20 protein-coding genes and 1 pseudogene are annotated in these 22,747 nt (G+C 33.2%); 8 read left to right on the top strand and 13 right to left on the bottom strand.

The window, feature by feature from the left end; genetic code table 11:
- Positions 1 to 338 precede the first annotated feature (338 nt).
- Positions 339 to 3,776 carry a pyruvate carboxylase gene (locus OA93_RS21805; RefSeq protein ID WP_039116217.1) on the top strand — a complete coding sequence of 1,146 codons (3,438 nt, stop codon included), beginning with the start codon at positions 339 to 341 and terminating at the stop codon, positions 3,774 to 3,776.
- 227 nt (positions 3,777 to 4,003) lie between these two features.
- Positions 4,004 to 5,428, top strand: coding sequence for an amino acid permease (locus OA93_RS21800; RefSeq protein ID WP_039116215.1), 1,425 nt, complete (start codon positions 4,004 to 4,006; stop codon positions 5,426 to 5,428).
- Between the two features lie 299 nt (positions 5,429 to 5,727).
- On the opposite strand, the gene OA93_RS21795 is transcribed toward OA93_RS21800, so the two are convergent.
- Together OA93_RS21795 and OA93_RS21790 are read right to left on the bottom strand one after the other, a co-directional pair.
- A complete protein-coding gene (locus OA93_RS21795; RefSeq protein WP_035621526.1) occupies positions 5,728 to 5,904 on the bottom strand; it encodes a histone H1 in 177 nt (58 codons plus the stop codon).
- Between the two features lie 72 nt (positions 5,905 to 5,976).
- Positions 5,977 to 6,591 (bottom strand): hypothetical protein, encoded by a 615-nt coding sequence (locus tag OA93_RS21790; protein WP_039116214.1) that lies wholly within the window; start codon positions 6,589 to 6,591, stop codon positions 5,977 to 5,979.
- Positions 6,592 to 6,706: 115 nt separating this feature from the next.
- Here OA93_RS21790 and OA93_RS21785 point away from each other — a divergent pair, with 115 nt between their 5' ends.
- The gene (locus OA93_RS21785; RefSeq protein WP_039116232.1) at positions 6,707 to 7,405 is read left to right on the top strand and encodes a hypothetical protein; all 699 of its coding nucleotides are present in this window, start codon (positions 6,707 to 6,709) and stop codon (positions 7,403 to 7,405) included.
- 112 nt (positions 7,406 to 7,517) lie between these two features.
- On the opposite strand, the gene OA93_RS21780 is transcribed toward OA93_RS21785, so the two are convergent.
- Genes OA93_RS21780 through OA93_RS21770 form a run of 3 tightly spaced genes read right to left on the bottom strand, consistent with a single transcriptional unit; the run spans position 7,518 to position 9,162 of the window.
- A complete protein-coding gene (locus OA93_RS21780) occupies positions 7,518 to 7,997 on the bottom strand; it encodes a hypothetical protein (RefSeq protein WP_039116213.1) in 480 nt (159 codons plus the stop codon).
- Between the two features lie 10 nt (positions 7,998 to 8,007).
- On the bottom strand, positions 8,008 to 8,427 hold the full coding sequence (locus OA93_RS21775; protein WP_039116212.1) for a hypothetical protein: 420 nt from the start codon (positions 8,425 to 8,427) through the stop codon (positions 8,008 to 8,010).
- A 3-nt stretch (positions 8,428 to 8,430) separates the two neighbouring features.
- Positions 8,431 to 9,162 (bottom strand): hypothetical protein, encoded by a 732-nt coding sequence (locus OA93_RS21770; protein WP_039116211.1) that lies wholly within the window; start codon positions 9,160 to 9,162, stop codon positions 8,431 to 8,433.
- A gap of 272 nt (positions 9,163 to 9,434) precedes the next feature.
- Between OA93_RS21770 and OA93_RS21765 the strand changes: the two genes are divergently transcribed.
- The 4 genes from OA93_RS21765 to OA93_RS21755 all read left to right on the top strand — a co-directional run bounded on the left by OA93_RS21765 (position 9,435) and on the right by OA93_RS21755 (position 14,267).
- Positions 9,435 to 9,917, top strand: coding sequence for a hypothetical protein (locus OA93_RS21765; RefSeq protein WP_052259566.1), 483 nt, complete (start codon positions 9,435 to 9,437; stop codon positions 9,915 to 9,917).
- Positions 9,918 to 10,547: 630 nt separating this feature from the next.
- The gene (locus OA93_RS25195) at positions 10,548 to 10,709 is read left to right on the top strand and encodes a hypothetical protein (protein WP_165572130.1); all 162 of its coding nucleotides are present in this window, start codon (positions 10,548 to 10,550) and stop codon (positions 10,707 to 10,709) included.
- Complete coding sequence (locus tag OA93_RS21760; protein ID WP_039116210.1) at positions 10,699 to 12,891, top strand: alpha-galactosidase; 2,193 nt, start codon at positions 10,699 to 10,701, stop codon at positions 12,889 to 12,891. The genes OA93_RS25195 and OA93_RS21760 overlap by 11 nt, the downstream gene beginning before the upstream one ends.
- A gap of 332 nt (positions 12,892 to 13,223) precedes the next feature.
- The gene (locus tag OA93_RS21755) at positions 13,224 to 14,267 is read left to right on the top strand and encodes a hypothetical protein (RefSeq protein ID WP_039116208.1); all 1,044 of its coding nucleotides are present in this window, start codon (positions 13,224 to 13,226) and stop codon (positions 14,265 to 14,267) included.
- 65 nt (positions 14,268 to 14,332) lie between these two features.
- Here OA93_RS21755 and OA93_RS21750 read toward each other — a convergent pair whose 3' ends face one another.
- The 4 genes and pseudogenes from OA93_RS21750 to OA93_RS25190 form a co-directional block, all read right to left on the bottom strand.
- Complete coding sequence (locus OA93_RS21750) at positions 14,333 to 14,638, bottom strand: IS1-like element transposase (RefSeq protein ID WP_240474778.1); 306 nt, start codon at positions 14,636 to 14,638, stop codon at positions 14,333 to 14,335.
- Between the two features lie 123 nt (positions 14,639 to 14,761).
- Positions 14,762 to 14,983: pseudogene (locus OA93_RS21745) on the bottom strand (pseudouridine synthase); the annotation flags it as partial.
- 169 nt (positions 14,984 to 15,152) lie between these two features.
- Positions 15,153 to 16,067 carry a hypothetical protein gene (locus tag OA93_RS21740; RefSeq protein ID WP_240474777.1) on the bottom strand — a complete coding sequence of 305 codons (915 nt, stop codon included), beginning with the start codon at positions 16,065 to 16,067 and terminating at the stop codon, positions 15,153 to 15,155.
- A gap of 427 nt (positions 16,068 to 16,494) precedes the next feature.
- Entirely contained in the window at positions 16,495 to 16,653 is a 159-nt protein-coding gene (locus tag OA93_RS25190) for a hypothetical protein (RefSeq protein ID WP_165572129.1), read from the bottom strand.
- Between the two features lie 147 nt (positions 16,654 to 16,800).
- On the opposite strand from OA93_RS25190, the gene OA93_RS24290 reads away from it, so the two are divergent.
- A complete protein-coding gene (locus tag OA93_RS24290) occupies positions 16,801 to 18,372 on the top strand; it encodes a lytic polysaccharide monooxygenase auxiliary activity family 9 protein (RefSeq protein WP_052259564.1) in 1,572 nt (523 codons plus the stop codon).
- An 89-nt stretch (positions 18,373 to 18,461) separates the two neighbouring features.
- Here the strand turns inward: OA93_RS24290 and OA93_RS21730 are convergent, their stop codons facing one another.
- The 4 genes from OA93_RS21730 to OA93_RS21715 all read right to left on the bottom strand — a co-directional run bounded on the left by OA93_RS21730 (position 18,462) and on the right by OA93_RS21715 (position 22,740).
- A complete protein-coding gene (locus OA93_RS21730) occupies positions 18,462 to 19,808 on the bottom strand; it encodes a TolC family protein (RefSeq protein WP_082001864.1) in 1,347 nt (448 codons plus the stop codon).
- A 10-nt stretch (positions 19,809 to 19,818) separates the two neighbouring features.
- Complete coding sequence (locus OA93_RS21725) at positions 19,819 to 20,820, bottom strand: ABC transporter permease (protein WP_240474776.1); 1,002 nt, start codon at positions 20,818 to 20,820, stop codon at positions 19,819 to 19,821.
- Positions 20,821 to 21,062: 242 nt separating this feature from the next.
- Positions 21,063 to 22,001 (bottom strand): biotin/lipoyl-binding protein, encoded by a 939-nt coding sequence (locus OA93_RS21720; RefSeq protein ID WP_039116200.1) that lies wholly within the window; start codon positions 21,999 to 22,001, stop codon positions 21,063 to 21,065.
- 16 nt (positions 22,002 to 22,017) lie between these two features.
- Positions 22,018 to 22,740 carry an ABC transporter ATP-binding protein gene (locus OA93_RS21715; protein ID WP_039116199.1) on the bottom strand — a complete coding sequence of 241 codons (723 nt, stop codon included), beginning with the start codon at positions 22,738 to 22,740 and terminating at the stop codon, positions 22,018 to 22,020.
- Positions 22,741 to 22,747: the final 7 nt, after the last annotated feature.

Raw genomic sequence — 22,747 nt, 5'->3', positions numbered from 1 at the left:
TAGCTTGAATGTGGTCAACTCAAGAACTTTTATATATTTGTTGCGCCTTATAAATCAGTTTTTTATTGGGAATAAATGAACATTATTTATAAAATTATAACATATATAACAATGAATTTGAACACCAAATACGGGAAGAAAGAATTCCTGAAGCTATAAAAAATGTTTTTATTTTGAATGACCTGAACTAAGAGAATTACTTTATTTATTATCCATTCCATTGGAAGGAGTCTGAGAAGAATTGGATTTTAAGCAATATAAATTAATAGATTTTATCTTCAGAAGTTGTTCAGAATAAGCCGTTTTTATTTTGTGGATATTTAACTTAATTTATTAGAATGAGAACAATTTCTAAATTACTAGTTGCAAATAGAGGAGAGATTGCACTACGTATTTTTCGCGCTGCCGCGGAATTAAAAATTAAAACTGTAGCTATTTATACCTATGAAGATAGGTATTCCCTGCACCGCTACAAAGCCGATGAGGCGTATCAGATAGGCAAAGATACAGACCCCCTAAAGCCCTATCTTGATATTGATGAAATCATTAAAGTTGCCAAAGCCGAAGGGATCGATGCTATTCATCCTGGGTATGGTTTTTTATCAGAGAATGTACTATTTGCTACTAAATGTGCCGAGAATGGTATTTTATGGATTGGCCCCAATCCAGAAGTCATGGAACAATTAGGTGATAAAGTGGCTGCCAAAAAAATTGCACTTGCTGCCAATGTACCTTTAATCGAAGACAGTAAAATAGACCTTTCTTCATTTTCTATTGCTCAGGAAGAAGCAAATCGCATTGGATATCCTTTGATGTTAAAGGCTGCTGCAGGCGGAGGAGGGCGCGGTATGCGAGTGGTTAGAAAGGCCAATCAATTAGAAGCTTTGTTCAACGAAGCAAAAAGAGAAGCAAAAACAGCTTTTGGAGATGATACGTTATTCCTTGAAAAATTCATTGAAAATCCCAAACATATCGAAGTACAATTATTAGGAGATAATTATGGAAATATTGTCCATTTATTTGAACGTGATTGTAGTGTTCAGCGAAGATTTCAAAAAGTGGTTGAAATTGCTCCAGCCCCAAATTTAAAACAAGAAACAAAAGATAAGTTATATAAGTATGCACTTAGTATTGCAACTAAAGTAAACTATAATAATGCTGGAACGGTTGAATTTTTAGTCGATGCGGCAGAAAATATTTATTTTATAGAAGTAAATCCCCGCATTCAGGTAGAGCATACCGTTACGGAGGAAGTAACAGGAATTGATATTGTTAGAAGTCAAATTCTTATTGCTTGTGGTCACAAACTCTCTAGTCCGGGGATTTACATTATGGGACAAGAAAGTTTAAAATGTAGTGGTTTTGCAATTCAATGCAGGATTACTACCGAAGATCCAGCAAATGATTTTACACCTGATTATGGGACAATTATTGCGTATCGAAATGCTGGAGGTTATGGTATCAGAATAGATGAAGGAAGCTCTTATTCGGGAGTTAAGATTTCGCCATTTTTTGATTCTATGCTCGTAAAGATTACTGCCAGAGGAAGAACATTAGAAGGAACGAGCCAACGTCTTTTAAGAACGTTGAAAGAATTTACTATTGAAGGAGTAAAAACCAATATTCCATTTTTAGAAAATTTAATTGTACATCCCGATTTTCAGGCAGGAAATATCACGGTGAATTTTATAGGAGATAATCCGTCATTGATGAAAATCAAAAGAAAATCCGATAATGTAACCAAGAATTTGGCATTTATAGGGAATATAATTGTCAATGGTAATGCAGATGTTCCTTTTATCGTTCCTGATAAAAAATTTCTGACACCAAAATTACCAATTCCATCAAGTGCCTTTCATGATAATGGAACCAAACAACTACTTGATCAGTTAAAACCAAAAGGATTTTCGAACTGGATCAAAGAGCAAAAACAAATTTTGTATACAGATTGTACTATGCGAGATGCACACCAGTCATTACTTGCTACCAGAGTGCGTACGATTGATATGATGCCTTTTGCAGAAACATTTACAAAAGACTTTCCACAAATGTTCTCTATGGAAGTTTGGGGAGGAGCGACATTTGATGTTGCGATGCGATTTTTGAATGAATGTCCTTGGAGTCGTTTGGAACAAATGCGTAAAGCGATGCCCAATGTATTGTTGCAAATGTTAATTAGAGGTTCTAATGGAGTAGGTTATACGGCATATCCAGATAACTTGGTTGAAAAATTTATTGAAGTATCCGCTCAAAAAGGGATAGATGTTTTTAGGATTTTCGATTCATTAAACAGTATCGACAATATGAAAAACAGTATTAATGCAGTACTTACAAATACTGATTCCCTTGCCGAAGTATGTATGGGCTATTCAGGAGATATCTTAAATCCTGAGCGTCCAAAATTTAATCTCAACTATTATTTAGATCTCGCTAAGAGAATAGAAGATACAGGAGCTCATATTCTTTGTATAAAAGATATGGCAGGTTTATTGAAACCTTATGCTGCCGAAAAATTAATTACCGAGTTAAAAAAATCGATTGACATTCCAATACATTTGCACACGCATGATACAGCAGGAATCCAGTCTGCAACCTATCTTAAAGCAGTAGAGGTAGGGGTTGATATTATAGATGTTGCATTATCCTCTATGTCAGGACTTACCTCACAACCCAATTTTAATGTATTTGCAGAAGCCTTAAAAGGAACTCCTCGTGATTCGGGACTTGATGTCGAAAAACTAAATCAATACAGTAATTACTGGGAAGATATCAGGGAGTATTATTACCCTTTTGAGTCCGATTTAAAATCAAGTACGGCAGAAGTCTACAAACATGAAATTCCTGGCGGACAATATTCTAATCTTAAACCTCAGGCTTATTCCTTGGGCTTAGAGACCAGAATGACAGCTATAAAACAAGCATATCAGGATGCCAATAGTTTACTTGGAGATATTATTAAAGTAACACCATCCTCTAAAGTAGTGGGTGATCTGGCCATGTTTATGGTAAGTAGTAACCTGAGCAAGCAAGATGTTTTAGATCAAGGCACCACCTTGTCCTTTCCTAATTCTGTAAAAGGAATGCTTAAAGGCGAGTTAGGGCAACCAGACGGCGGATGGCCAATTGATTTTCAGCAAATGGTTCTCAAAAAAGAAAAACCATTTTTAGATTTGCCCAATGCACATTTAACTCCTATAGATTTTGATAACGAATTTGAAGCTTTTCAGGAAAAATTTTCATCATCCTGCACATTAGCTGATTTTATATCATACCAATTTTATCCAAAAGTTTTTGAAGATTATTTTAAAACTATCGAAAAATATGGAGATGTGAGTGTAATTCCTTCGACTACATTTTTCTACGGATTAAAACCTAATGAAGAAGTAATCGTTAATATCTCGGAAGGAAAATCTATTATTGTAAAATTCTTGTATAAGTCAGAACCTGATTTACAAGGAATCAGAACAGTCTATTTTAAGCTTAATGGCCAGACAAAAGCCATTGAAATAAAGGATAAGTCTATAAAGACAATGAATGTTCAGAACCGAAAGGCATTAACAGCTGCTGAAATTGGTGCTCCTTTACCAGGATTACTGAGTAAAATATGGATTAAAGAGGGAGAGGAAATCAAACAAGATCAACCTTTATTTACTATTGAAGCCATGAAAATGGAAAATACAGTATTAGGAAAGTCTGGAATAATCCATAAAATCCATCTCAATGAAAATAGTTTGGTAGAAAAAGGAGATTTACTTATTGAGTATCTTGTTGAATAACATACTTATGTCAACTTTCAGTTTCGTCTAATAAAAAAAGCTCTTTTGTTACAAAAGAGCTTTTTTTTATAATTGATTTTGACCAATTAACTTTTAAACAATTTAAATACTTATTATTCAATTCTGATAGATGTGACAGAACTATGTTTTGTACGATTCCTTTTTTAACTTATCTTCGCTGTTTATACATTTGTGAGTACATTTAACTCATTTAAAAAATCTAATTTGTGAAAGAAAAACATGAAGACGTAAAAGAGAATCAGCTTAAACGTGGGCTGACTAACCGTCACATTCAGTTAATTGCCTTAGGCGGATCAATAGGAACAGGTCTTTTCCTAGGTATTGGTCCAGCAGCTGTATTAGCAGGGCCATCTGTTATTTTAGGATATGCTGTTGCCGGAATTATCGCTTTTTTTATTATGAGACAACTTGGCGAAATGGTTGTTGAAGAACCTGTTTCAGGAAGCTTTAGTCACTTTGCCTATAAGTATTGCGGTTCTTTTGCAGGTTTTGCATCAGGTTGGAACTATTGGATTTTATATATTTTAGTTAGTATGGCTGAACTTACAGCCATTGGTGTTTATGTACAGTTTTGGTGGCCTGAAATTCCGCTGTGGGCATCTAGTTTATTTTTCTTCCTGGTTATTAATGCTTTAAATTTTGCCTCTGTAAAAGTTTACGGAGAAACTGAATTTTGGTTTTCAATCATAAAAGTTGTTGCAATTATTGCAATGATTCTCTTTGGTACTTATTTATTAATAAGTGGTACAGGGGGAGAACATGCTACAATTCATAATTTGTATAATGATGGAGGCTTTTTTCCAAAAGGGGTTTTTGAAAAAACGGGAGATGGTAATTTTCAGGGTTTATTATCAGCAATGGCTCTAATTATGTTCTCCTTTGGTGGTTTAGAACTAATTGGGATTACGGCTGCTGAGGCAGAAAATCCAGAAAAAAATATTCCAAAAGCAACAAATCAGGTTATCTATAGAATCCTTATATTTTATGTTGGTGCATTAGTAATTTTATTTGCTTTGTCACCTTGGCAACAAATTACTACAGATAGTAGTCCATTTGTAATGGTTTTTCAAAATTTAAACGGAATGGAGTTTGAGTTGTTTGGCAACAAAATATTTTTTACAAGCCTTATCGCTAATGTGCTTAATTTAATTGTATTAACTGCCGCTTTATCAGTATATAATAGTAGCGTATATAGTAACTCACGTATGTTATATGGTTTAGCAGATCAAGGCAATGCTCCTAAGTTTTTAATGAAGCTAAACAAGCAATCGGTACCAATTAATGCTATTTTAATTTCTTCCTGCTTTGCAGCGATTTGTATTTTAATAAATAAGCTAATTCCAAAAGAGGCTTTTAGTATTTTAATGTCTTTAGTGGTGTCTTGTTTAATTATTAACTGGGTTATGATTTCTTATACGCATCTAAGATTTAGACGTTCGAAAGACAAGGAAGGTACAAAAACTAAGTTTGCTTCATTATTTTATCCAGTAAGTAATTACATCTGCTTTGTATTTTTATTGGGTATTTTATCAATCATGTGGATTACTAATATGAAGTTATCCGTAGAATTAATTCCTATTTGGTTAGGTATTCTTTTTGTATGTTATAAAGTTTTTAAAACAAAAAAATAAGTAGCTTTTACTACATTATTCTAGCTATCTGTGTACATCTGCTAAAATCTTTTAAAATCTGCGTGAAACAAAACTAATATCTTCTAAGTATGCAGATATTAGATTATTAAACTAGCAACTTTAATTAAAGGATTTAACACCTAGTCGACAAAGATTGGATTCGTGTTGCGGAGTTATTTACGAAGTAATTGGACCCAATGGGTTAAAAAAAACAGATACAATTAAGATTTATAGTAAAAGTAAAAAAAACAAACCTTGCTTAAATAAAATTAAGCAAGGTTTTTTTATTTATTATGGGCTTATTTTTTAGATTCTTCCACAGATACTTTTCTAAACTCTTTTAATAGTTTTTCAATTTCTAAAGTTGATTTACGAGCTCTTGGTCCTGCTGCTTTCACACCTTTCTCGATTAATGATTCTGATTCAGTTTTGAATGTTTCGAATTCTGCATTGATTTTTGATACTAGATCTTTCATGATGTTATTTTTAATTTAAGAATCCAAAAATATTCTTTTTGCTCTTAATACATAAATTAGATGCAATTAATTTTACTCAATGCTTTTAATCTTTAAATCAATTATTTTAATTTCACCGTCGGTTAAGAATCCTAGTTTTCCTTGTTGGCTTAAATTACTTTTTTCTATAGAACACTCTAATGTCTTTTCATTATTGACAGAGAAGTATAATTGATTGTTCGTTACTCTAATTTTTACCGAATACCATTTGTCATTTTCTAATTTCATTGGCTTATTAAACAAAGTTGGACCGCCGCGTTTTTCGTATTCGTCACTTCCTTCTTTATAAACGCCTTTCCCTATTACAATATTCTGATCAATATTATACAAATATGTTCTTATATATTGTTCTTTATCAATGTTTAGCATTATTTCAAATAGAGATCCTTTGGTCATGTTTACTCTAAATTCGATTTCATAATTTTTTGAGAGTTTCTTTTTAGATTCTATAACTCCCCAATGCATTGGTCCTCCAGTACCTATCAAAGTATCTTTTTTTAGTAACCACTCTTTTGAGTTAAAATTCCAATTTGATTTCAGTTTAGAAGTTTGAACAATTTTATATTCTTTTTTTGCAGTTGAAATTGTGCTAGAACACGAAATCATAACGAGAGATAGTATCAATAAACCGAAATATTTATTCTTCATTTTTGTTTTTAGTAAATTTATAATTATTTTTTTTAAGTCTTTTAGAAAACATAATTTTTAAAGGTAATTACATAATTTTGTAATGCACGAAGCAACGAGCTTTTTAAATTATACTATGAGCAATACATTTTCTGACAGCAACCAAATTGGGATGGTACCAACTTTCTCTGAGCTTATACAGACCAGTTTCAAGGGAGAAATGAATGCGCTATGTTGGTTCAGAAATTTGGATGGCGATTTTAACGAGATTGTAACCCAACTAGGTTTAAAAGAAAATATAACCGAAGTTTATCCTGAAGATTTACTCGCACTCCAACTATCAGAAAAGGGGAGTATAGCAAGAGAAATAATCTTAAATGACTTACAATTATTAACTGATTTTGGCGCTTCGCCAGCTCTTAATTTATTGAAGTGTTATGAACGTGATGATGAATTTGATTTCATATCTACAGATGTGTATTCTTTTCATGTTGATCGTTCGCCCATTGCAACAGATACTTTTTTATGTACTTATCACGGAGCGGCAAGTGATATTGTTTCTAATTCGGAAGCAGCCCAAAAAGTTCTAATTCCGGAAATACGAGTCAAGCTAAAAGAACTGCATGACGGACCAGAGGAAGAATTCGAAGACTTCTTGAAGGAAAATTATTTTGATTTGCATTATCAGATACACGACGATGCAGAGCCTATTAATTTAGGCATAGGACATCTTTGGCGATTGGCTGTAGATCATCCAAAACAACAAGTGCTGCCTTGTATTCATAGAGCACCAATAGAAAATGAAGGGGAGTATAGGTTGTTGTTGATTTGTTAGGGAAATTGTTGAGACAATGTAGTTGAGAAAAGCTTATTTAAATCCTTGAAAACCGAATAGATTTATGGCAATAAGCAAAGTAGTTAATCACGAAACCCCTTAATAATACTATCTAATTCTCTCTATTTTCCTGATCTCTATGGAATTTAATAGAGTCTGTCTTTATAGTTTTTAAAAGAGAATCTATTATTGTTTTTTGAGAATCTGTACGTTTTTTGATTCTAATAAGATATAGACTATCTCTTTCTCTTTCTTGTTTAAAATACTTCGTAGAGATAGCTCTAGTGGTGTAATTCCAAACCATATTCATGTCGTTCAGAAATTTATTTCGAACATAAATAATTCCATTTTCTTCTATATAATCTACTCTGGAATCATTCAAAACCCATTTTATGTTCTTATAGTAACTTGGAGAAATCTCATTTGGCTTGGCAAATTTGTAAAGATCATTGTCAAAAAAAGTTATTTGACGTGTATATTCTCTTTCTGCTACAATTACTGGCTTAAGTTCGACGTATCTATTTTCCCAATAATAGTAACCAGAAAACAAAAGAACTAGAGCGATTAAGGTTACGTATATTTTCTTTTTCATTGTTTTTATTTTAATGAATAAATCCCTTAATAATACTATCTAATTTTTCTTTGCTTTCGTGATCTCCATTAATACTATCCATTTCTCTTTTTAATTTAAACCAAGTAGGATTGGTTGATCTAGTAGTGTAATTCCACATAAGATTCATGTCGTTCAAATAGTGATTGCGAACATAAATTATCCCATTTTTTTCAATATAAGGCTGACCTGAACGATCTAGAACAAATTTTATATTTTTATAATAATTTGGCGAAATTTCATTTGGTTCTGCAAATTTATAGAGATCATTGTCAAAAAATATTAATTGGGGGGAGTAGTTTTCTTCTGCCAAAATTACGGGACGAAATTCAACATACCTGTTTTGCCAATAAAAATATGAGGCAAACAAAAGAATTATAACTATTACTCCTATGTATATTTTCTTTTTCATTTTCTATTTTAATTTAAGATTAATACCTCCAATAAATTGGAGTTGAAAGGTTTTATTAAAATTTTGTTGCCATTCACCTCTCATATCATAAGGTTTTGCCCCGCAATATTTCTCTACTAATAAGGCATCTGAGTCTTTAACATAACCGAAACCATTAATATAAGCATTAGCTCCTTTGTGCCAATCATATCTGTCCCACCATTTATGAATAATTTTACCCGATAAAATGAAGTTTTCTTTTTTCTTGCTAACTATGAAATAACATGTTGAAGTTATTGTACTAGTGCCACACACATAATAGAGTTCACGAAAAATACCTCCTGTAAATTTACAGTCAAAATGAGTGACATAAGTATCACTATTCGCATCAGTTAACTTTTTAAGGAAAATTATAAAATCAGGGTCATTTTCAAAACGTTCAAGATTTACATTTTCTGCGGCAATAACCTCACTTTGCTTTCTCAACCAGTTAAAATCAATATTTTTTGTAAATCCTGTACCGTCTAGCCACCATTGTAAACAATCTGCTGCCATATTGAAATTTCTTTCTCTGGCTTTTTTAATCATTTCAAGGTAATTCTTTTTTAACATTAAAGCTTTTTCTTTTTCGCTCAGCTGGAGATAGAAGTTTCTAGCTTTTGAACTTCCTTGTTCATTCCAAAAAGGATCTCCAAATAATTTTTTGTACTCTGAAGGATCTAAATTAGTTTTTGATTTAAAAATATCTTCATTCATATTTTATAATTATTTAATTATCTCTCAAATTTGAGATATCCAAATAACTACCATGCCTGAAATAAGATTTAAGAATGTTACTAAAAGTCTAAATATTGTTTTTTGTGTAAATCCGATCGCTCGGATATGCGCAACGAGAGCACGGAAAATCTTTCTGTGCCTATAAAGTAATTAGTTTCGTCAAAATTAGATTTAACAGTATTAAATTATTGACTTCAAAATGGAATAAATTTTGTTTTTTTACATATAAATTCTCCACTAAACAAAGAACTATGAGAAGAAATTTTTTAATAGCCATTAGCTTTTTATTGTTATTGAGTTGTCAAAATACTACAGTTCCGGCAATGGCAGAGCCGGCTACTGAAAATATCGAAAAGACTGTACCACAACAAACAATAAAATTAGAAAAGCATCACGATAGTAAGCCAGAAGATAATGAAGTTTATAATGCTTCTGCGGTAGAAACTCTGCCAAAATTCCCGGGAGGTATTGAAAAGTTTTATGTTTTTTTAAAGAAAAATTATGTTATACCACAAGAATTAATGGATGATGAAGCTCCCAGAGGCGGTGTTTTTGCAACCATAAAAATTGAAAAAGACGGCAGTTTGTCTGAAATAAAAATTCTTCGTGATTTTGGTTACGGATCGGGAAAAGAATTAGAAAGGGTTTTAAGATTATCCCCAAACTGGATTCCGGCAATCAAAGAAGGAAATCCAGTACGATGTTTATATAATATTCCGTATTATGTTCAATAATTAATAATAACTGTTGTTTATAATATTGTTTTTGAATTATTGAAACCACTGCTGCAAAGTCTCCCGACTTCTTGCCGTTCCGATATTCTATAATATGATGCTATTACTTTTTGAGACATCTCTTTGTTGATTCTCTATGCGGGTGCGAAGTCAGGAGACCTTTGCACAGCTTTTCATAAGAACTTTTCGGGGAGCGCGTTTTATTTAGTTCTATAATATATCTATACGAGAGGGGAGAACAGGGTCTGATAGTGTTTTGATTGCATTTTATCTTGTTTAATAGTGGCTGTTGTATTATTTTTTTTTTAAGAGTTAAGTTTTAAGCATAGTGCGATAGAAGTTTTGTTTGAGATTATACAATTTAGGATAATATAGTATTATTTGATGATAATATTGTATTTCTAAAATCTTATGAATTATTCTTTTTTTTGCTTAAAAATTAATTATGAATAATCATATATTTAAAAACACTTCAAATATGCCTTAGATGATCAAAGTTTAAAGTAAATATTACAAAATATATTTATTTTATCATTTTACTGTCTTTAAAAAGTATTCATACTCTCAATTTATATAAAATTTTCAATTTGTTTTGAAACCAATATTAATGACTAAAACACTGATCATTTCATGAAAATACAAATATTAATGGTATTAATATTTTTTTACACATCAGGATATTCACAAGATATTTTTGAGTACGAGAAAAAAAATATAGATATCGAAAAAGATGATTTTAATATCGAAGTTTCCCAATTTATTAATTTAAAATCGACACAAAATGCATTCTAAACTTTTTAAAACCTGTTTCGTTGTGATGATATTTTTTACAGGCAAGGCTACTAGTCAGGAAACCATTACGGTATCTACTGAAAACACAGTTCTAGTACTGCAAACAGATAAAGACAGCTCTTTATTGGCTACCTACCTTGGGAAAAAACTAAAAAATACAGATGAGTATGCGGTCATCAATTCGCTGGATAAGTTTAAGGTGGGTAATGATGATTTGTTTAACAAGAGGGAAGCCTACGTAGCATCCGGCTCGCTTAACCTGATGGAGCCTGCTCTGTCTGTAACCCACAGCGATGGAAATAAATCCGCCGTATTGAAGTATGTGAATCACGAAGTAAAAAAAATTGATGATAACCAGACGTTGACTACTATTGTGTTGAACGATGCGAGGTACAAATTCCAGGTTACATTATTTTACAAGGCCTATTATAAAGAAGATGTAATTGAACAATGGTCGGAAATAGAGCATAAGGAAAAGGGTAATGTAATGCTGAATAAATATGCTTCTGCGAACCTTACACTCCAGGGTAAAAAGTTTTTCCTTAAAAATCATTACAGTGGCTGGGGGCGTGAGATGCTGTCGGAAGAACAGCAGTTATTGCATGGCATCCGCACACTTGATTCAAAGCTGGGTACACGCAGCAACCTGTTGCATTCATCCTCCTTCATGATATCGATCAACAAGCCCGCAGGCGAAACAGAAGGTGAAGTAATTGCTGGTTCATTGGAATGGTCCGGTAACTTTAAAATTGATTTTGAAACCTTTGATGAATACTACTTGCGGGTAACAGCGGGCATCAATAATTTTTCATCGAACTACACATTAAAACCATCTGAGAAGTTCACTACACCACGTTTTGTTTACACTTATTCTGATGAAGGTAAAGGCAGGGCAAGCCGTAACTTGCAACGCTGGGCCAGAAACTATCAATTGGCGCAAGGTAGCGGCCAGCGCCAAACCATATTAAACAATTGGGAAACCACTTATTTCGATTTCAATGATGAAAAACTGAGCGAGCTCACTAAAGACACAAAGAAACTAGGAGTGGATGTTTTTCTGTTAGACGACGGGTGGTTTGGTAATAAATATCCCCGCAACGGAGCCTCAGCAGGGTTGGGTGACTGGCAGTATAATAAACAAAAACTCAAGAATGGTATCAGCTCTATAGGTAAGGAAGCTACTGCCCATGGCGTAAAGTTTGGTATATGGATAGAACCCGAAATGGTGAATCCTAAAAGCGAATTGTATGAAAAAAATCCTGACTGGATCATCAGGCAACCAGGTATAAAAGAATTTTATATGCGCAACCAACTTGTGCTTGATCTTACTAATCCAGCGGTTCAGGATTTTGTATACAACACTGTGGAGCAATTGTTTAAAGATGTACCTGAATTGGCGTTCATCAAATGGGATTGTAATTCGCTTATCTATAATGCCCACTCACCATTCTTAAAAAACCAGGATCACTTTTATATTGAATATGTTCGTGGTTTAAACAAAGTATTGGAAAGAGTAAGAGCCAAACATCCAAAAACACCTATGATGCTTTGTGCAGGTGGTGGCTCAAGAGTTGATTATGCTGCCCTGCAGTACTTCACGGAGTTTTGGCCGAGCGATAATACCAACCCGTTTGACAGAATATTTATGCAATGGGAATATTCATATTATTTTCCTTCTATTGCTGTGGACAATCATGTAACGGATATGGGCAAACAATCCATCAAGTTTAAAACAGATGTTGCCATGATGGGCAAACTGGGTTTCGATATTCGGGTAAATGAATTAGATGCTAAGGATTTACTGTATGCACAAAATGCAGTGAAGCTGTATAATGGAATTAAAGATATCATCTGGCATGGTGATCAATATAGGTTACAAAACCCCGATGATGAAAAAGTGGCATCGATGGCATACGTAAAGGAGACTCAAGAAGAGGTAATTGTGTTCAACTATTATGTAGCCACTACATTCAATACCACCATTGGGTTGCCTATTAAAATGCAGGGACTGGACCCAAAAATGCAATATAGAATTGAAGAAGTAAATCTTTATCCCGAAACACAGTCACCCATTGATAGCTCCAAGATTTATTCGGGAGATTTTCTGATGAAGGTTGGTTTTAATCCAGAAGTCAATGCTAGAAGAACCAGTGTAATCTTGCAGGTGAAGGCTGTGAATTAAGTTAATTTTTATTTGTTTTAGTCAGAAAAATAATGTGATACGTGAAGTCTCCCGACTTCGTACCCGTTCCAACATTCTATAATATGATGCTATTACTTTTTGATACTTCACTTTGTTGATTCTCTATGTGGGTGCGAAGTCCGCTCTCCGAAGTGTTCTCATGAAAAGCTGCGCAAATGTCTCTGACTTTGCGCATTTTTTTTGTTTCTTAGAAATTGCAAACCTGATAAAAGTCTCCCGACTTTTGATGCTTAGATCTTATATTGCCTGGATTATTTTTATAAAACGGTATATATTTTCTATCTTCATAGTTTTTAATATGTTCGAAAATTATGTCTGTAAAAATTAAAAGCCGCAAAACAATTAAAAATGCTATTGTTCAACAAATTGAATGCTATAATGGAGAAGGTAAAATAGTAAGAGATGAAGAATATGAAGAAGGAATAGTTGTATCAGTAGAAATTTACAGATATGAAAATCAATACAGTTTGAAGGAACGATTTAATAGCGAAGGAATATTACGTAGAAGAGATGAAACATGGTATAATGAAAATAATGAAATAGAAAAAGAAGATTTCGGTTTCGCAACGTATTATTATCAATATGGAGCGGATAAACGGCTTCTTTCTATGAAGAAGTTTGATTCAGAAAACAATATTGAAAATAGTATAGAATACAGTTATGTTGAAGATTACGAGTACAGAAAGTTTTTTAATTCTTCAGGTATTTTGATATCACTCTCAGTTACCAGATATAATGATGCTAAAAAACCTTTCAGAACAATCTATTTTGAGATACCACATCATGATTTTATTGGTGCAGAGGAATCTGAAGGATATATGGAGTTTTTTGAAATGATGAAAATATTTGGTTTTGATATAGACGGAAATATGGTAGATACCAAAATCTCTATGTACTTTTTAGTAGAGGAAATAGTTTTTGAATACGATCAATTTGGAAATACGATATCAGAAGAAATGTATCATTATGATGGAGAAAGTTTAGAAGATAAATTAGCGTTTAGAGGTGGAGTCTATAATTACTATAATGAAAATAACTTGCTGATTAAATATCACTCTTTAGAAATAAAAACAGATTGGGACGATGAGCTTTGTTGTTTGTATGAATATGTTTTGGATGAAAAAGGATTAATTATAGAAAAATCAACAGACAGCGGTTTTAATAAAATAATTGAGAAATTTAATTATAACAGTAAAGGAAAGTTAATCAGTTATGTTGAGAATCGAAATAATGGTGAAGAAGTAAAAGAAATTCTTTATGACGATTTTGGTAATAAGATTTCTGAAATTACAGAGTTAAATTTTGACGGTGAATATGAAAAAGACATTAAAGAATATGAAATTGAATATTACTAATTTTCCCGATCTCTTAGGTATGCACAACGATAGCGCGGAAATCCTTTCCGTGCCCGTTCTTAGTATTAATAAAAACGGGATTTTATTTTTTTAAATATGTTAAGATATACTTTGCGGGTACGGATTACAAATCCGCGATCGGGTATTTTTAATATTCTTGTTGTACTTCTTATTCCTAAACCTTCTTTTGTGAACTGAATGATACTTTCATCAATATCAGGTTTGTAAGCTTGATAAGTATAACTTTCAACTCTTGTTTTCCTGCAAAGTCTACAAATATATCTTTGATTACCAGACTTTGTTTTTCCATATTTTATCATGTTTTTAATTTCACCAACACATCTGCAACACCAAGTCGGATTTGAAGTCATTCTTTTCGATTTAAGACATTAGAAAATAAAAAAACAACCCGAAGGTTGTTTTAATTTTACTACGATATTAGTATAAATCTCTGATTACGTACAAATATTAGATGGAATTATTGACCACCAACACATCTGATACATTACCTCTTTATCCAACGCAAATATCAATACGCCAGATGTTTTTCGGTCTAACGGATGAATAGGATAAACGTGTTGCCCTCCTATTTGATTTCTCAATTCTTGAATAGCATACACTTTTGCATCGCGCGCATAAAATGATTTGTGAACCAACAATCCACTTGGTTTATTAATAGCTATAATATATTCGTCTTGATAAAGAATTTCTAACATTTGGCAATAATAAAAGAGATTTCGTTTAAAATTACTTTTATTACTTATTTATATACTTTTCTTTTAGTTCGAAAAATAAAAGATTACGAATATATTTAGTTTCAAAAACAAAGAAAGCAAACCACCAATACCTCATCATTTATACCTCCTAAAAAAACTCTTTCGGCCTTTATTTTACTTTTTTAGTTGTAGTATGCGGGCAGCCAATAATTTTCTCAATCGCTGTAGAAAGCAAATCTTGTGGTCCTTTTAAAGAATCTGCCAGCTCAGAATCCTCAGAAAAAACCATAGCGGCTGCGATGTTGTCTTGTACAATCCGAGCCAGGTTGTCTAAAGCTACGGGCACAGTGTTTTCAGCAAAACTGGCAATTCCTATGGTAAACAAATGAGAATCGACCGTTGTAGGGTCCATCATATGGTTTAGGATAAGCCAATTCTGGTTTAAGTATTCGGTAGTCCAAATGGCCAAAACAATACCATATGTTTTTCTCCATTCTTCTGGCCCTAATTTGTTGCGCCAACGTATTAGCAATTCTTCCACACCATCAACCTGCGCTTTGGCAGCATAACTCATATTGGTTTGGATATCACTCTGGACACTAGCTGTAAATGCCTCGAAACTATCAATGCTGAAACGGTCCGCTTTTACAGAATCGTCTATGAAACGAATACCGCCTTCCAGCACTTTTTTACAAGATTCCTGTGCGTGAAATGGCAATTCGGCATCGGGTAAGTTTTTCAGGGCTTCCTGAAGGGTCTCTTTGAATTTTTCCAGAGGTTTGATCCAATCTTTTACATGAGGCTCCTTTAAATAAGGTGCAATAATAACATAAATACCAAGAGGTGTGTGGCTTACTGATTTAACGAGTTGGAATAGTTGAGGTACTGGCTGAACACTTTCCTGCGTGCCTTGATATACCAAAGTAAAAGTTCCTCCCTGTCCATCGTTTTGTACTACAATGACTGGGCTTAAATGTTCGATTAATTCTGATTTTAAGATCGTATAGTTTTCCTGCATGGCTGCATCTACAGCCAATACAGCATTTCTAGCTCTTATTTTTTTATTTGAATTAAACGCGACCATGTCTAAATCATGCGGGTCGATGCGGGTTTCAGATTTTGCTTCCATTTGGGGGTTTTTATAATTACAATAACAAATAAAGGATTGTTTTAACGATAAAACATGCGTATTTATACCTGATTGTCTAATTGTAAGTAGTTTAAGAAATAGTTAAACGGATGGACATAGGTAAATATCTCTAACTTTACCTGTTTTTTTATGTTGTTATAAATTGTACATTTTCTAAAAATATCAGTTGTGAATCTTTTGAATGCTAAATCTTTTAACCAATATGATTTATAATAAATTTGAGGTAGAGTCAGAGACTTTATGACGTTTTAGTTTTTTAGAATAGATTTGTTTTAAGAAATAGTACAAAGTCAGACACATTTGCACAGTGCTTGCGATAACACCCGGATAGCGGGTTCATTTGAATGGTAAAAACATCACTTTATTCCATAAAACAAGCTCCAGATTTCTCTGAAGCTTTTTGACTTAGTACCCCACAAATATAAATTCCAAACCATTTTCTGCTCGATTTGAAGAAATAGGCATTTCTCTTTAGTGCATCCTTAACACTTAAAAAAGAGATTCTTAATATAGAATTCATTTTAAATGTTCAATATTATCATTAATATATGATATGCATATTTTCTTATTAAAATTTATATTTTATGATAAAAAAGTTTTAATTTTAAAGGAAATAAGGAATAAGATTAACCCAAATCTTACAATATTAACTTAAAACCTAAAAATTATGCAAGAAGCAAAATTAAAAACTGCAAAAAAAACCAGGCACGGTTATGCATTCAACACGCGCGGAAGACTAGCTTATGATCTGGGATGGTTACTCGATTGGAACATAAATCAATTTGAGGGAGGTAAATTTTTTACGACAATAGTAAGTTCCGGTTTAGATAAATATCCACAAGATGAACAAGGTGGTTCTCACACCAGACCTGTACCTCCGGATAATTATATAAATAGTGGAGGCTGGACAAACGAATCTGGATCTGATTGGGATATCGTAAATTGTACTGACCGTGAGTTGCAAGCAAAAAAAGGGCAAGTATGGCCAAAAACAAAAGTTAATTCGGGTCAAAATTTTAGAATGAGATGGAGTTATAATGCTCCTCATGCCACCAGAGGATATAATCACTGGATTACTAAAGATGGCTGGAATCCTGATGAAAGAATAACTAGAGATCAGCTTGAGCCTGTCCCGTTTAACATGCATCATTATGCAACTCCTCTTCCATATGGAGCAGCACCAACCGAAACCAGTGTAGTACTTCCTCAAAAAAAAGGACATCATGTAATGATAGTAGCATGGATTGTCTCTGACACTGCTCATGCATTTTATCAAACATTTGATCTTGACTTTGATGATTCCGAAAATCCAGAACCAGCACCTATAGTAAATATTACACCTAATGAAGTAGAGGTAGAAAAAGGAAACACAGCCTTTTTTAGTTGTTCTGCAGAGGGAGAAGCTCCATTTACTTATTTATGGAACTTGCCTTCAGGGTTAGGCTCTAGTGGCAATAGTCTTGATAAAGAGAATGTAACTTATACTACAGATAATGTGGTAGGTAATAAAAGATTTGATATTACGTGTAAGGTGACTGATAAAAATGGCAAAACTACCGAAGCTTATGCTGATTTAATAGTAAAAGATAGTTCAGTTCCGTCATTACCAACATTAGAGATTATGCCTGCTTTGCTGACTGTAAAAAAAGGTGTCGATGCTAAATTTAATGCTATGGTTTCAGACGGGGAGGGGCCATTTACTTATAAATGGAACTTACCTGATCCTTTGACATCTCCAGATATTGATCACAATATGTTTCATATCACTTATGTAACAGCTAATGTAGAAAATCATAGAGTATTTGATATTACATGTACAGTTACTGACAGTAAAAATCAGACTGCCACTGCTGTTGCAAAATTAACTGTATTACAAGATGACCCTGAACCAGGAAAATGTGTTGATGATACTGCAGGTGATTATCCGGTTTGGAATTCTACTATAGCTTATCCTGGAGAAAGAACTCATAAAGTAAGTTATAAAGGCTTAGTATGGGAGAACAAACATTATATTAATCCCGGAGAACTGCAACCAGATATAAATGATAGCTGGAAGTTGATTAGCAATATAGCAACAATCTGGAATAATATAAGAAGTTATGAAGCCAACAGTTATGTAAATCATAATCATTCTCAATGGAAAGCCAGTTACCAAGCAGAACCAGGTAACGAACCTGGTAGTTCTACAGGTTCTATGTGGCAAAATCTTGGTTCAGAAGCATGTGAGCCAAAATCATAAGACTACCTAAATTAATCATATTGTAATAAAGCCGACTCTTAAACAGAGTCGGTTTTTTTTTGAAATTTTAATTAATCCCGTATTGAATATTATAAAACTAATTTTCCCGCGGCCTTTTTCCAATTAAGCCACGAAACTATTAATTCTTTTTGAAGTTGATTATAGGCTAGTTCCAGATTTTGTAATTGAATCTCTTTATCATTTAGTTCATTAAACGATATTTGGTCAAACTTATATCGCTCCTGATAAACCAGTACCATTTCGGAAGTGAGTTTACTATTTTCACGTATCGTTTTTAACTGTTGCAAGACGTTATTATACGTAGCACTAGCATTCAGGGCATTGTATTTGTTTTTATTAACATCCTCAACAATTCGATTATTATTTTGCTCTTGCTGGAATTTTAATTGATCTATTCTTTTTGCCGTATTCTCTCCAAAAAAAATGGGTAATTTTAATGAGATGCCAATATAACTATTCCCATACCAACTGTTTTGCTGAAAAGGGTTCATGTTTTCTGTGAACTGATCTGTTCCTAAATAACCATTGACACTAATCATGGGACTATGTTTGGCTCTTTCGAGTTTCTTTTTATTCTCTAGGACTTCATTTTGTGTTTTCAAAATTTCGATCTGAGGCAATGCCAGAATTAGATTTTCATCAAGATCAGTAATATTTTCATTCATATTATACTTCTCTAATATCATTGAAGAAGCTAGGGAAGATTCATTTCCGGTAACATACAATATATACTGTTTTAGAACCAATGCGTTATTTGTTGCATTAAGATATTTTTGTACAGCATTATTATGCGTTATTTTGGCGTCATTTACATCAACTTTTAAAACTCTTTTGTTATTATATTTTTGGGTTATAGTTTTCAGACTTAATGCCGTACGAGCGGTATCGCCAATAGCTTCTTTTACTTGTTCCTCTGTTACCAATATATTAAAATACACTTTTGAAACTTCATAAGTAAGTTCCAATCTTGCTTCTTTTTCACTTAAATTGGCTAGTTTCTCGTGTAACTTAGACTCTGCAATTAATTTTGAAATAGAGATATCCAGTAATGGTTGTTGCAGCAAAATACCTGCATTTTGAGAATAATTAGCACCTAATTTTATCGGAATCATATCACTTGAAGAAGTTCCAGAGTTAAATGCGCTTGCAGGTAAAACATTTGTAGCAATAATTGGATTATACTGATAATTGTAATTCAGCGATACTCGGGGTAAATATTTTGCATTTAACTCTTTTGTCTTTAATTGATTGATTTTATATTCAGTTTCCAACGAAGCCAATAATTTTCGATTCTTTTGTGCTTCTTCAATTGCTTTATTTAATGACCATACTACACTTTGCGCATTCATTTTTGAAATGCTTATTAGTATAAGACATCCTATAAAGAAGATATTAATTGAATTGTTTTTTATCATAATAACTTTTTTAGCCTCTAAATACTGAAGCAGGTTCTACATTTTTTATTCTTCTAATAGCAAACACAGCCCCAAAAAGCGAAATAGAAAAAGTGACCATTAGGATGGAGAAGAGTATTATTGGGCTAAAATCGATCACTATTCCCGATTGATACATGCCTTTTTTAAAACCCATTAAGAAAACCAGAGCAATTAGAAAGCCAACAACAGCAAACAAAGTGGCTTGAGTAAGTATTAACTTTCGGATGTACGAATCGGTAGCGCCAATTGCCTTTAAAGTTCCATAATCCTTAATCCTGTCAAGTGCCGACGAATACATTGTGAGACCAATAATAAAAAAACCGGCAATGATAGCAAATCCCACCAAAGAACCTGTGCTGGCACCTAAGCCAGTAGAAGCCAAAACACTTTTTATAGTAGAGGAACTCAGGGATGATGTGCGCCAAGCTCTTACTCCATAAATAGAATTATTGATCTGATTTACAACATGATTCACATCTTCACCTTCTTTTACATTGACCATTAAGGCACTTATATTAGTGGAAGAAATATTACCATAATATCTTGCCCTATCTATTGAGGTGTACATTAAATAACCACCCCAACCTCGTATTCCTTTAGTTTGTAACATAATAACGGCTCTTTTTCCGTTAATTTCAAAATAGGTTCCAACATTTGATGAACCTCCAAAATTGCTCCGATCAAAGTAATCTGCAGAGACACCCGCTTCTTGTAATAAATCTGGAAGTTTTCCTTCTATTATTTTAGTGCTGTCAGGACCTGCTTTAAAATAAGGGTATTCGCTGCCTATAATGTTTACGACAGCACTGGTTCCTCCAGAAAATTTAGCTTTCCCATTTGTCATAACAATAGGAAATGCTTCTTTAACACCTGGCAGGCTCTTAATCTCTTTTTCTTTTCTCGAGTCAATCAGGCTAAGTTGGTTGGCATCTGTCGTCTTATTATCAACAACCCAAATGTCTGATGTTGTATTTTTTACCAACACACTCATTAGTCCTGTCAAAAAATTAAATGTGCCGATTTGCTGACCAATAAGAAAGGTACTTATCACTATTCCAACAACTACTCCTATACTTTTTGTTTTATCAAAGCGGATAAACTTCCAAGCTATTTTAATAATAGAATTCATCTTTAGAGGCTATTTGTTTATAATGGAACATAGTATTTACATATCCAGATTGGTATTTGCAACCAATTTGAAGGTATGTACAATTCCATTCTTGTTTGTTTATCTTACTTATTTGATGTTTGAATAACACATTCAATCCGGGAATTAATTAAATACTTTGTTTGATTTGCCAATAGAATTTTTATTTCCCGAACTCTTCTGTCTTCCTGATCGCCAGCTTTTTCAGAAAAAAGTGATTTACGCTTAAGTGCCGAAGAAGTAAAAACTACAATACCAGAACCAATAGTTTTATTGGAACCAATTTGGCGGATAATAGCTTTTTGCCCTTTTTTAATTTTGTCTGCAAACAGCTCATCAATTTCACAAGTAGCTACCAATTTGCTTTTTGGAATAAAATCTGCAAATGATTGATTTGGTGATAATGCAGCACCTTTAGTAGCATTCATTGTCAAAATTTGTCCATCGTTTAGTGCTCTTACCAAATACTGTTGCAATTCTTTGTTTGAAACCTTCAGCTCTTGTTTAATTTCCTGAAGTTGTGAATTTGCTATCAAAACCCGAGCTTGTAATTGTTCTACATTCGTTTGAAAAATTTTGGTTTCTGTTTCCAAATTATCAAAGTTTTGTTTTGTTTCGGCTCCTTCTTTAAGTAAGTTTCTCAATCGCTCCAACTCAATTTGTTTATTGGATAAATTTATTTTCTGCTCTCTTAAGTTTAGTTGCGCTACATTAATTTCGATTCTTTGTGTTTCAATTCTACTCTTAATTTGGTCTTTTTTGGCATCCTGAACAGCATGATCCAATTCAATAATTAGATCCCCTTTAATAATCACATCATTTTCTTTCTTATGGATAGCTACAACAATGCCTCCTACTTCTGTTGCTAATGAGGACAGTTTCTCGTCAGGTTCTATGCGACCGAGTCCTACAATACCTGATAGAGGAACTTCCTTGTGATCTGATGCCTGATTTGATATCTTTTCTTCTTTCTTACTACAACTGCAAAAAAAAAGAGCTATTAGATAAATTAAAATATATTTCATTCTTTATAATATTGGTTTAATGATTTTCAATAAATGCTAGATTTTCATTCTCGGTTGCAATCCCATTATCTACATAAATAATTCTGTCAGCAAATTGTTTAAGGCGCATATCGTGTGTAACAACAATAACACTCTTACCATTTTGGGCAAGTGCTTTTAACTCATTCATTACCAAACCAACACTCTTAACATCTAATGCAGCCGTTGGTTCATCACAAAGCATTATTGGCGGATTAGTTACCAGGGCTCGTGCAATTGCAACTCTTTGCTGCTGACCACCACTTAGCATTTTGGGTAGGTTTTTCATTCGATCTTTCATCCCGACTAATTCCAAAGCTTTCTCTGCTTTTTTCTTTGCTTCAGTATCACTTAAATTCATAAGTTGTAGCGGCATCATAACGTTTTCTAAAGAGTTAAGCGGAGCCAAAAGGTTGAAGCCTTGAAATACGAATCCAATTTTATTTAACCTCAAAATCGATAATTCTTTGGCGGAAAGTGTATTTACTTGTTGACCATCTATAAAAACATCTCCTTTTGTGGGGTAGATAACACAACCTAACAGGGAGAGCAAAGTAGTTTTTCCTGAACCCGAAGGACCTACTATCAATGTAAGTTCTCTGGTTTTAAATTGAACGGTTGTAGGTTGTAAGGCTGTAATTAATGTATCGCCCGTTTGATATTGCTTGCAGGCACCTTTTATTTCTGCAATAATTCTATTTTTTAAAATTGCCTCTTCCATAATTTGA

Source organism: Flavobacterium sp. KMS, assembly GCF_000813005.1.
Taxonomy (GTDB): domain Bacteria; phylum Bacteroidota; class Bacteroidia; order Flavobacteriales; family Flavobacteriaceae; genus Flavobacterium.
This window is presented reverse-complemented; position numbering and strand designations above follow the sequence as displayed.

What these genes read in the sequence shown, in the direction of transcription:
- OA93_RS21760 (WP_039116210.1), top strand. Translation starts at nt 10,699, where the DNA reads ATGCATTCTAAACTTTTTAAAACCTGTTTCGTTGTGATGATATTTTTT.
- OA93_RS25195 (WP_165572130.1), top strand. Translation starts at nt 10,548, where the DNA reads ATGAAAATACAAATATTAATGGTATTAATATTTTTTTACACATCAGGA.
- OA93_RS21715 (WP_039116199.1), bottom strand. Translation starts at nt 22,740, where the DNA reads ATGGAAGAGGCAATTTTAAAAAATAGAATTATTGCAGAAATAAAAGGT.
- OA93_RS21725 (WP_240474776.1), bottom strand. Translation starts at nt 20,820, where the DNA reads ATGAGTGTGTTGGTAAAAAATACAACATCAGACATTTGGGTTGTTGAT.
- OA93_RS25190 (WP_165572129.1), bottom strand. Translation starts at nt 16,653, where the DNA reads ATGAATTCTATATTAAGAATCTCTTTTTTAAGTGTTAAGGATGCACTA.
- OA93_RS21740 (WP_240474777.1), bottom strand. Translation starts at nt 16,067, where the DNA reads ATGGTCGCGTTTAATTCAAATAAAAAAATAAGAGCTAGAAATGCTGTA.
- OA93_RS21805 (WP_039116217.1), top strand. Translation starts at nt 339, where the DNA reads ATGAGAACAATTTCTAAATTACTAGTTGCAAATAGAGGAGAGATTGCA.
- OA93_RS21770 (WP_039116211.1), bottom strand. Translation starts at nt 9,162, where the DNA reads ATGAATGAAGATATTTTTAAATCAAAAACTAATTTAGATCCTTCAGAG.
- OA93_RS21795 (WP_035621526.1), bottom strand. Translation starts at nt 5,904, where the DNA reads ATGAAAGATCTAGTATCAAAAATCAATGCAGAATTCGAAACATTCAAA.
- OA93_RS21730 (WP_082001864.1), bottom strand. Translation starts at nt 19,808, where the DNA reads ATGATAAAAAACAATTCAATTAATATCTTCTTTATAGGATGTCTTATA.
- OA93_RS21790 (WP_039116214.1), bottom strand. Translation starts at nt 6,591, where the DNA reads ATGAAGAATAAATATTTCGGTTTATTGATACTATCTCTCGTTATGATT.
- OA93_RS24290 (WP_052259564.1), top strand. Translation starts at nt 16,801, where the DNA reads ATGCAAGAAGCAAAATTAAAAACTGCAAAAAAAACCAGGCACGGTTAT.
- OA93_RS21785 (WP_039116232.1), top strand. Translation starts at nt 6,707, where the DNA reads ATGAGCAATACATTTTCTGACAGCAACCAAATTGGGATGGTACCAACT.
- OA93_RS21720 (WP_039116200.1), bottom strand. Translation starts at nt 22,001, where the DNA reads ATGAAATATATTTTAATTTATCTAATAGCTCTTTTTTTTTGCAGTTGT.
- OA93_RS21750 (WP_240474778.1), bottom strand. Translation starts at nt 14,638, where the DNA reads ATGACTTCAAATCCGACTTGGTGTTGCAGATGTGTTGGTGAAATTAAA.
- OA93_RS21765 (WP_052259566.1), top strand. Translation starts at nt 9,435, where the DNA reads ATGAGAAGAAATTTTTTAATAGCCATTAGCTTTTTATTGTTATTGAGT.
- OA93_RS21755 (WP_039116208.1), top strand. Translation starts at nt 13,224, where the DNA reads ATGTCTGTAAAAATTAAAAGCCGCAAAACAATTAAAAATGCTATTGTT.
- OA93_RS21775 (WP_039116212.1), bottom strand. Translation starts at nt 8,427, where the DNA reads ATGAAAAAGAAAATATACATAGGAGTAATAGTTATAATTCTTTTGTTT.
- OA93_RS21780 (WP_039116213.1), bottom strand. Translation starts at nt 7,997, where the DNA reads ATGAAAAAGAAAATATACGTAACCTTAATCGCTCTAGTTCTTTTGTTT.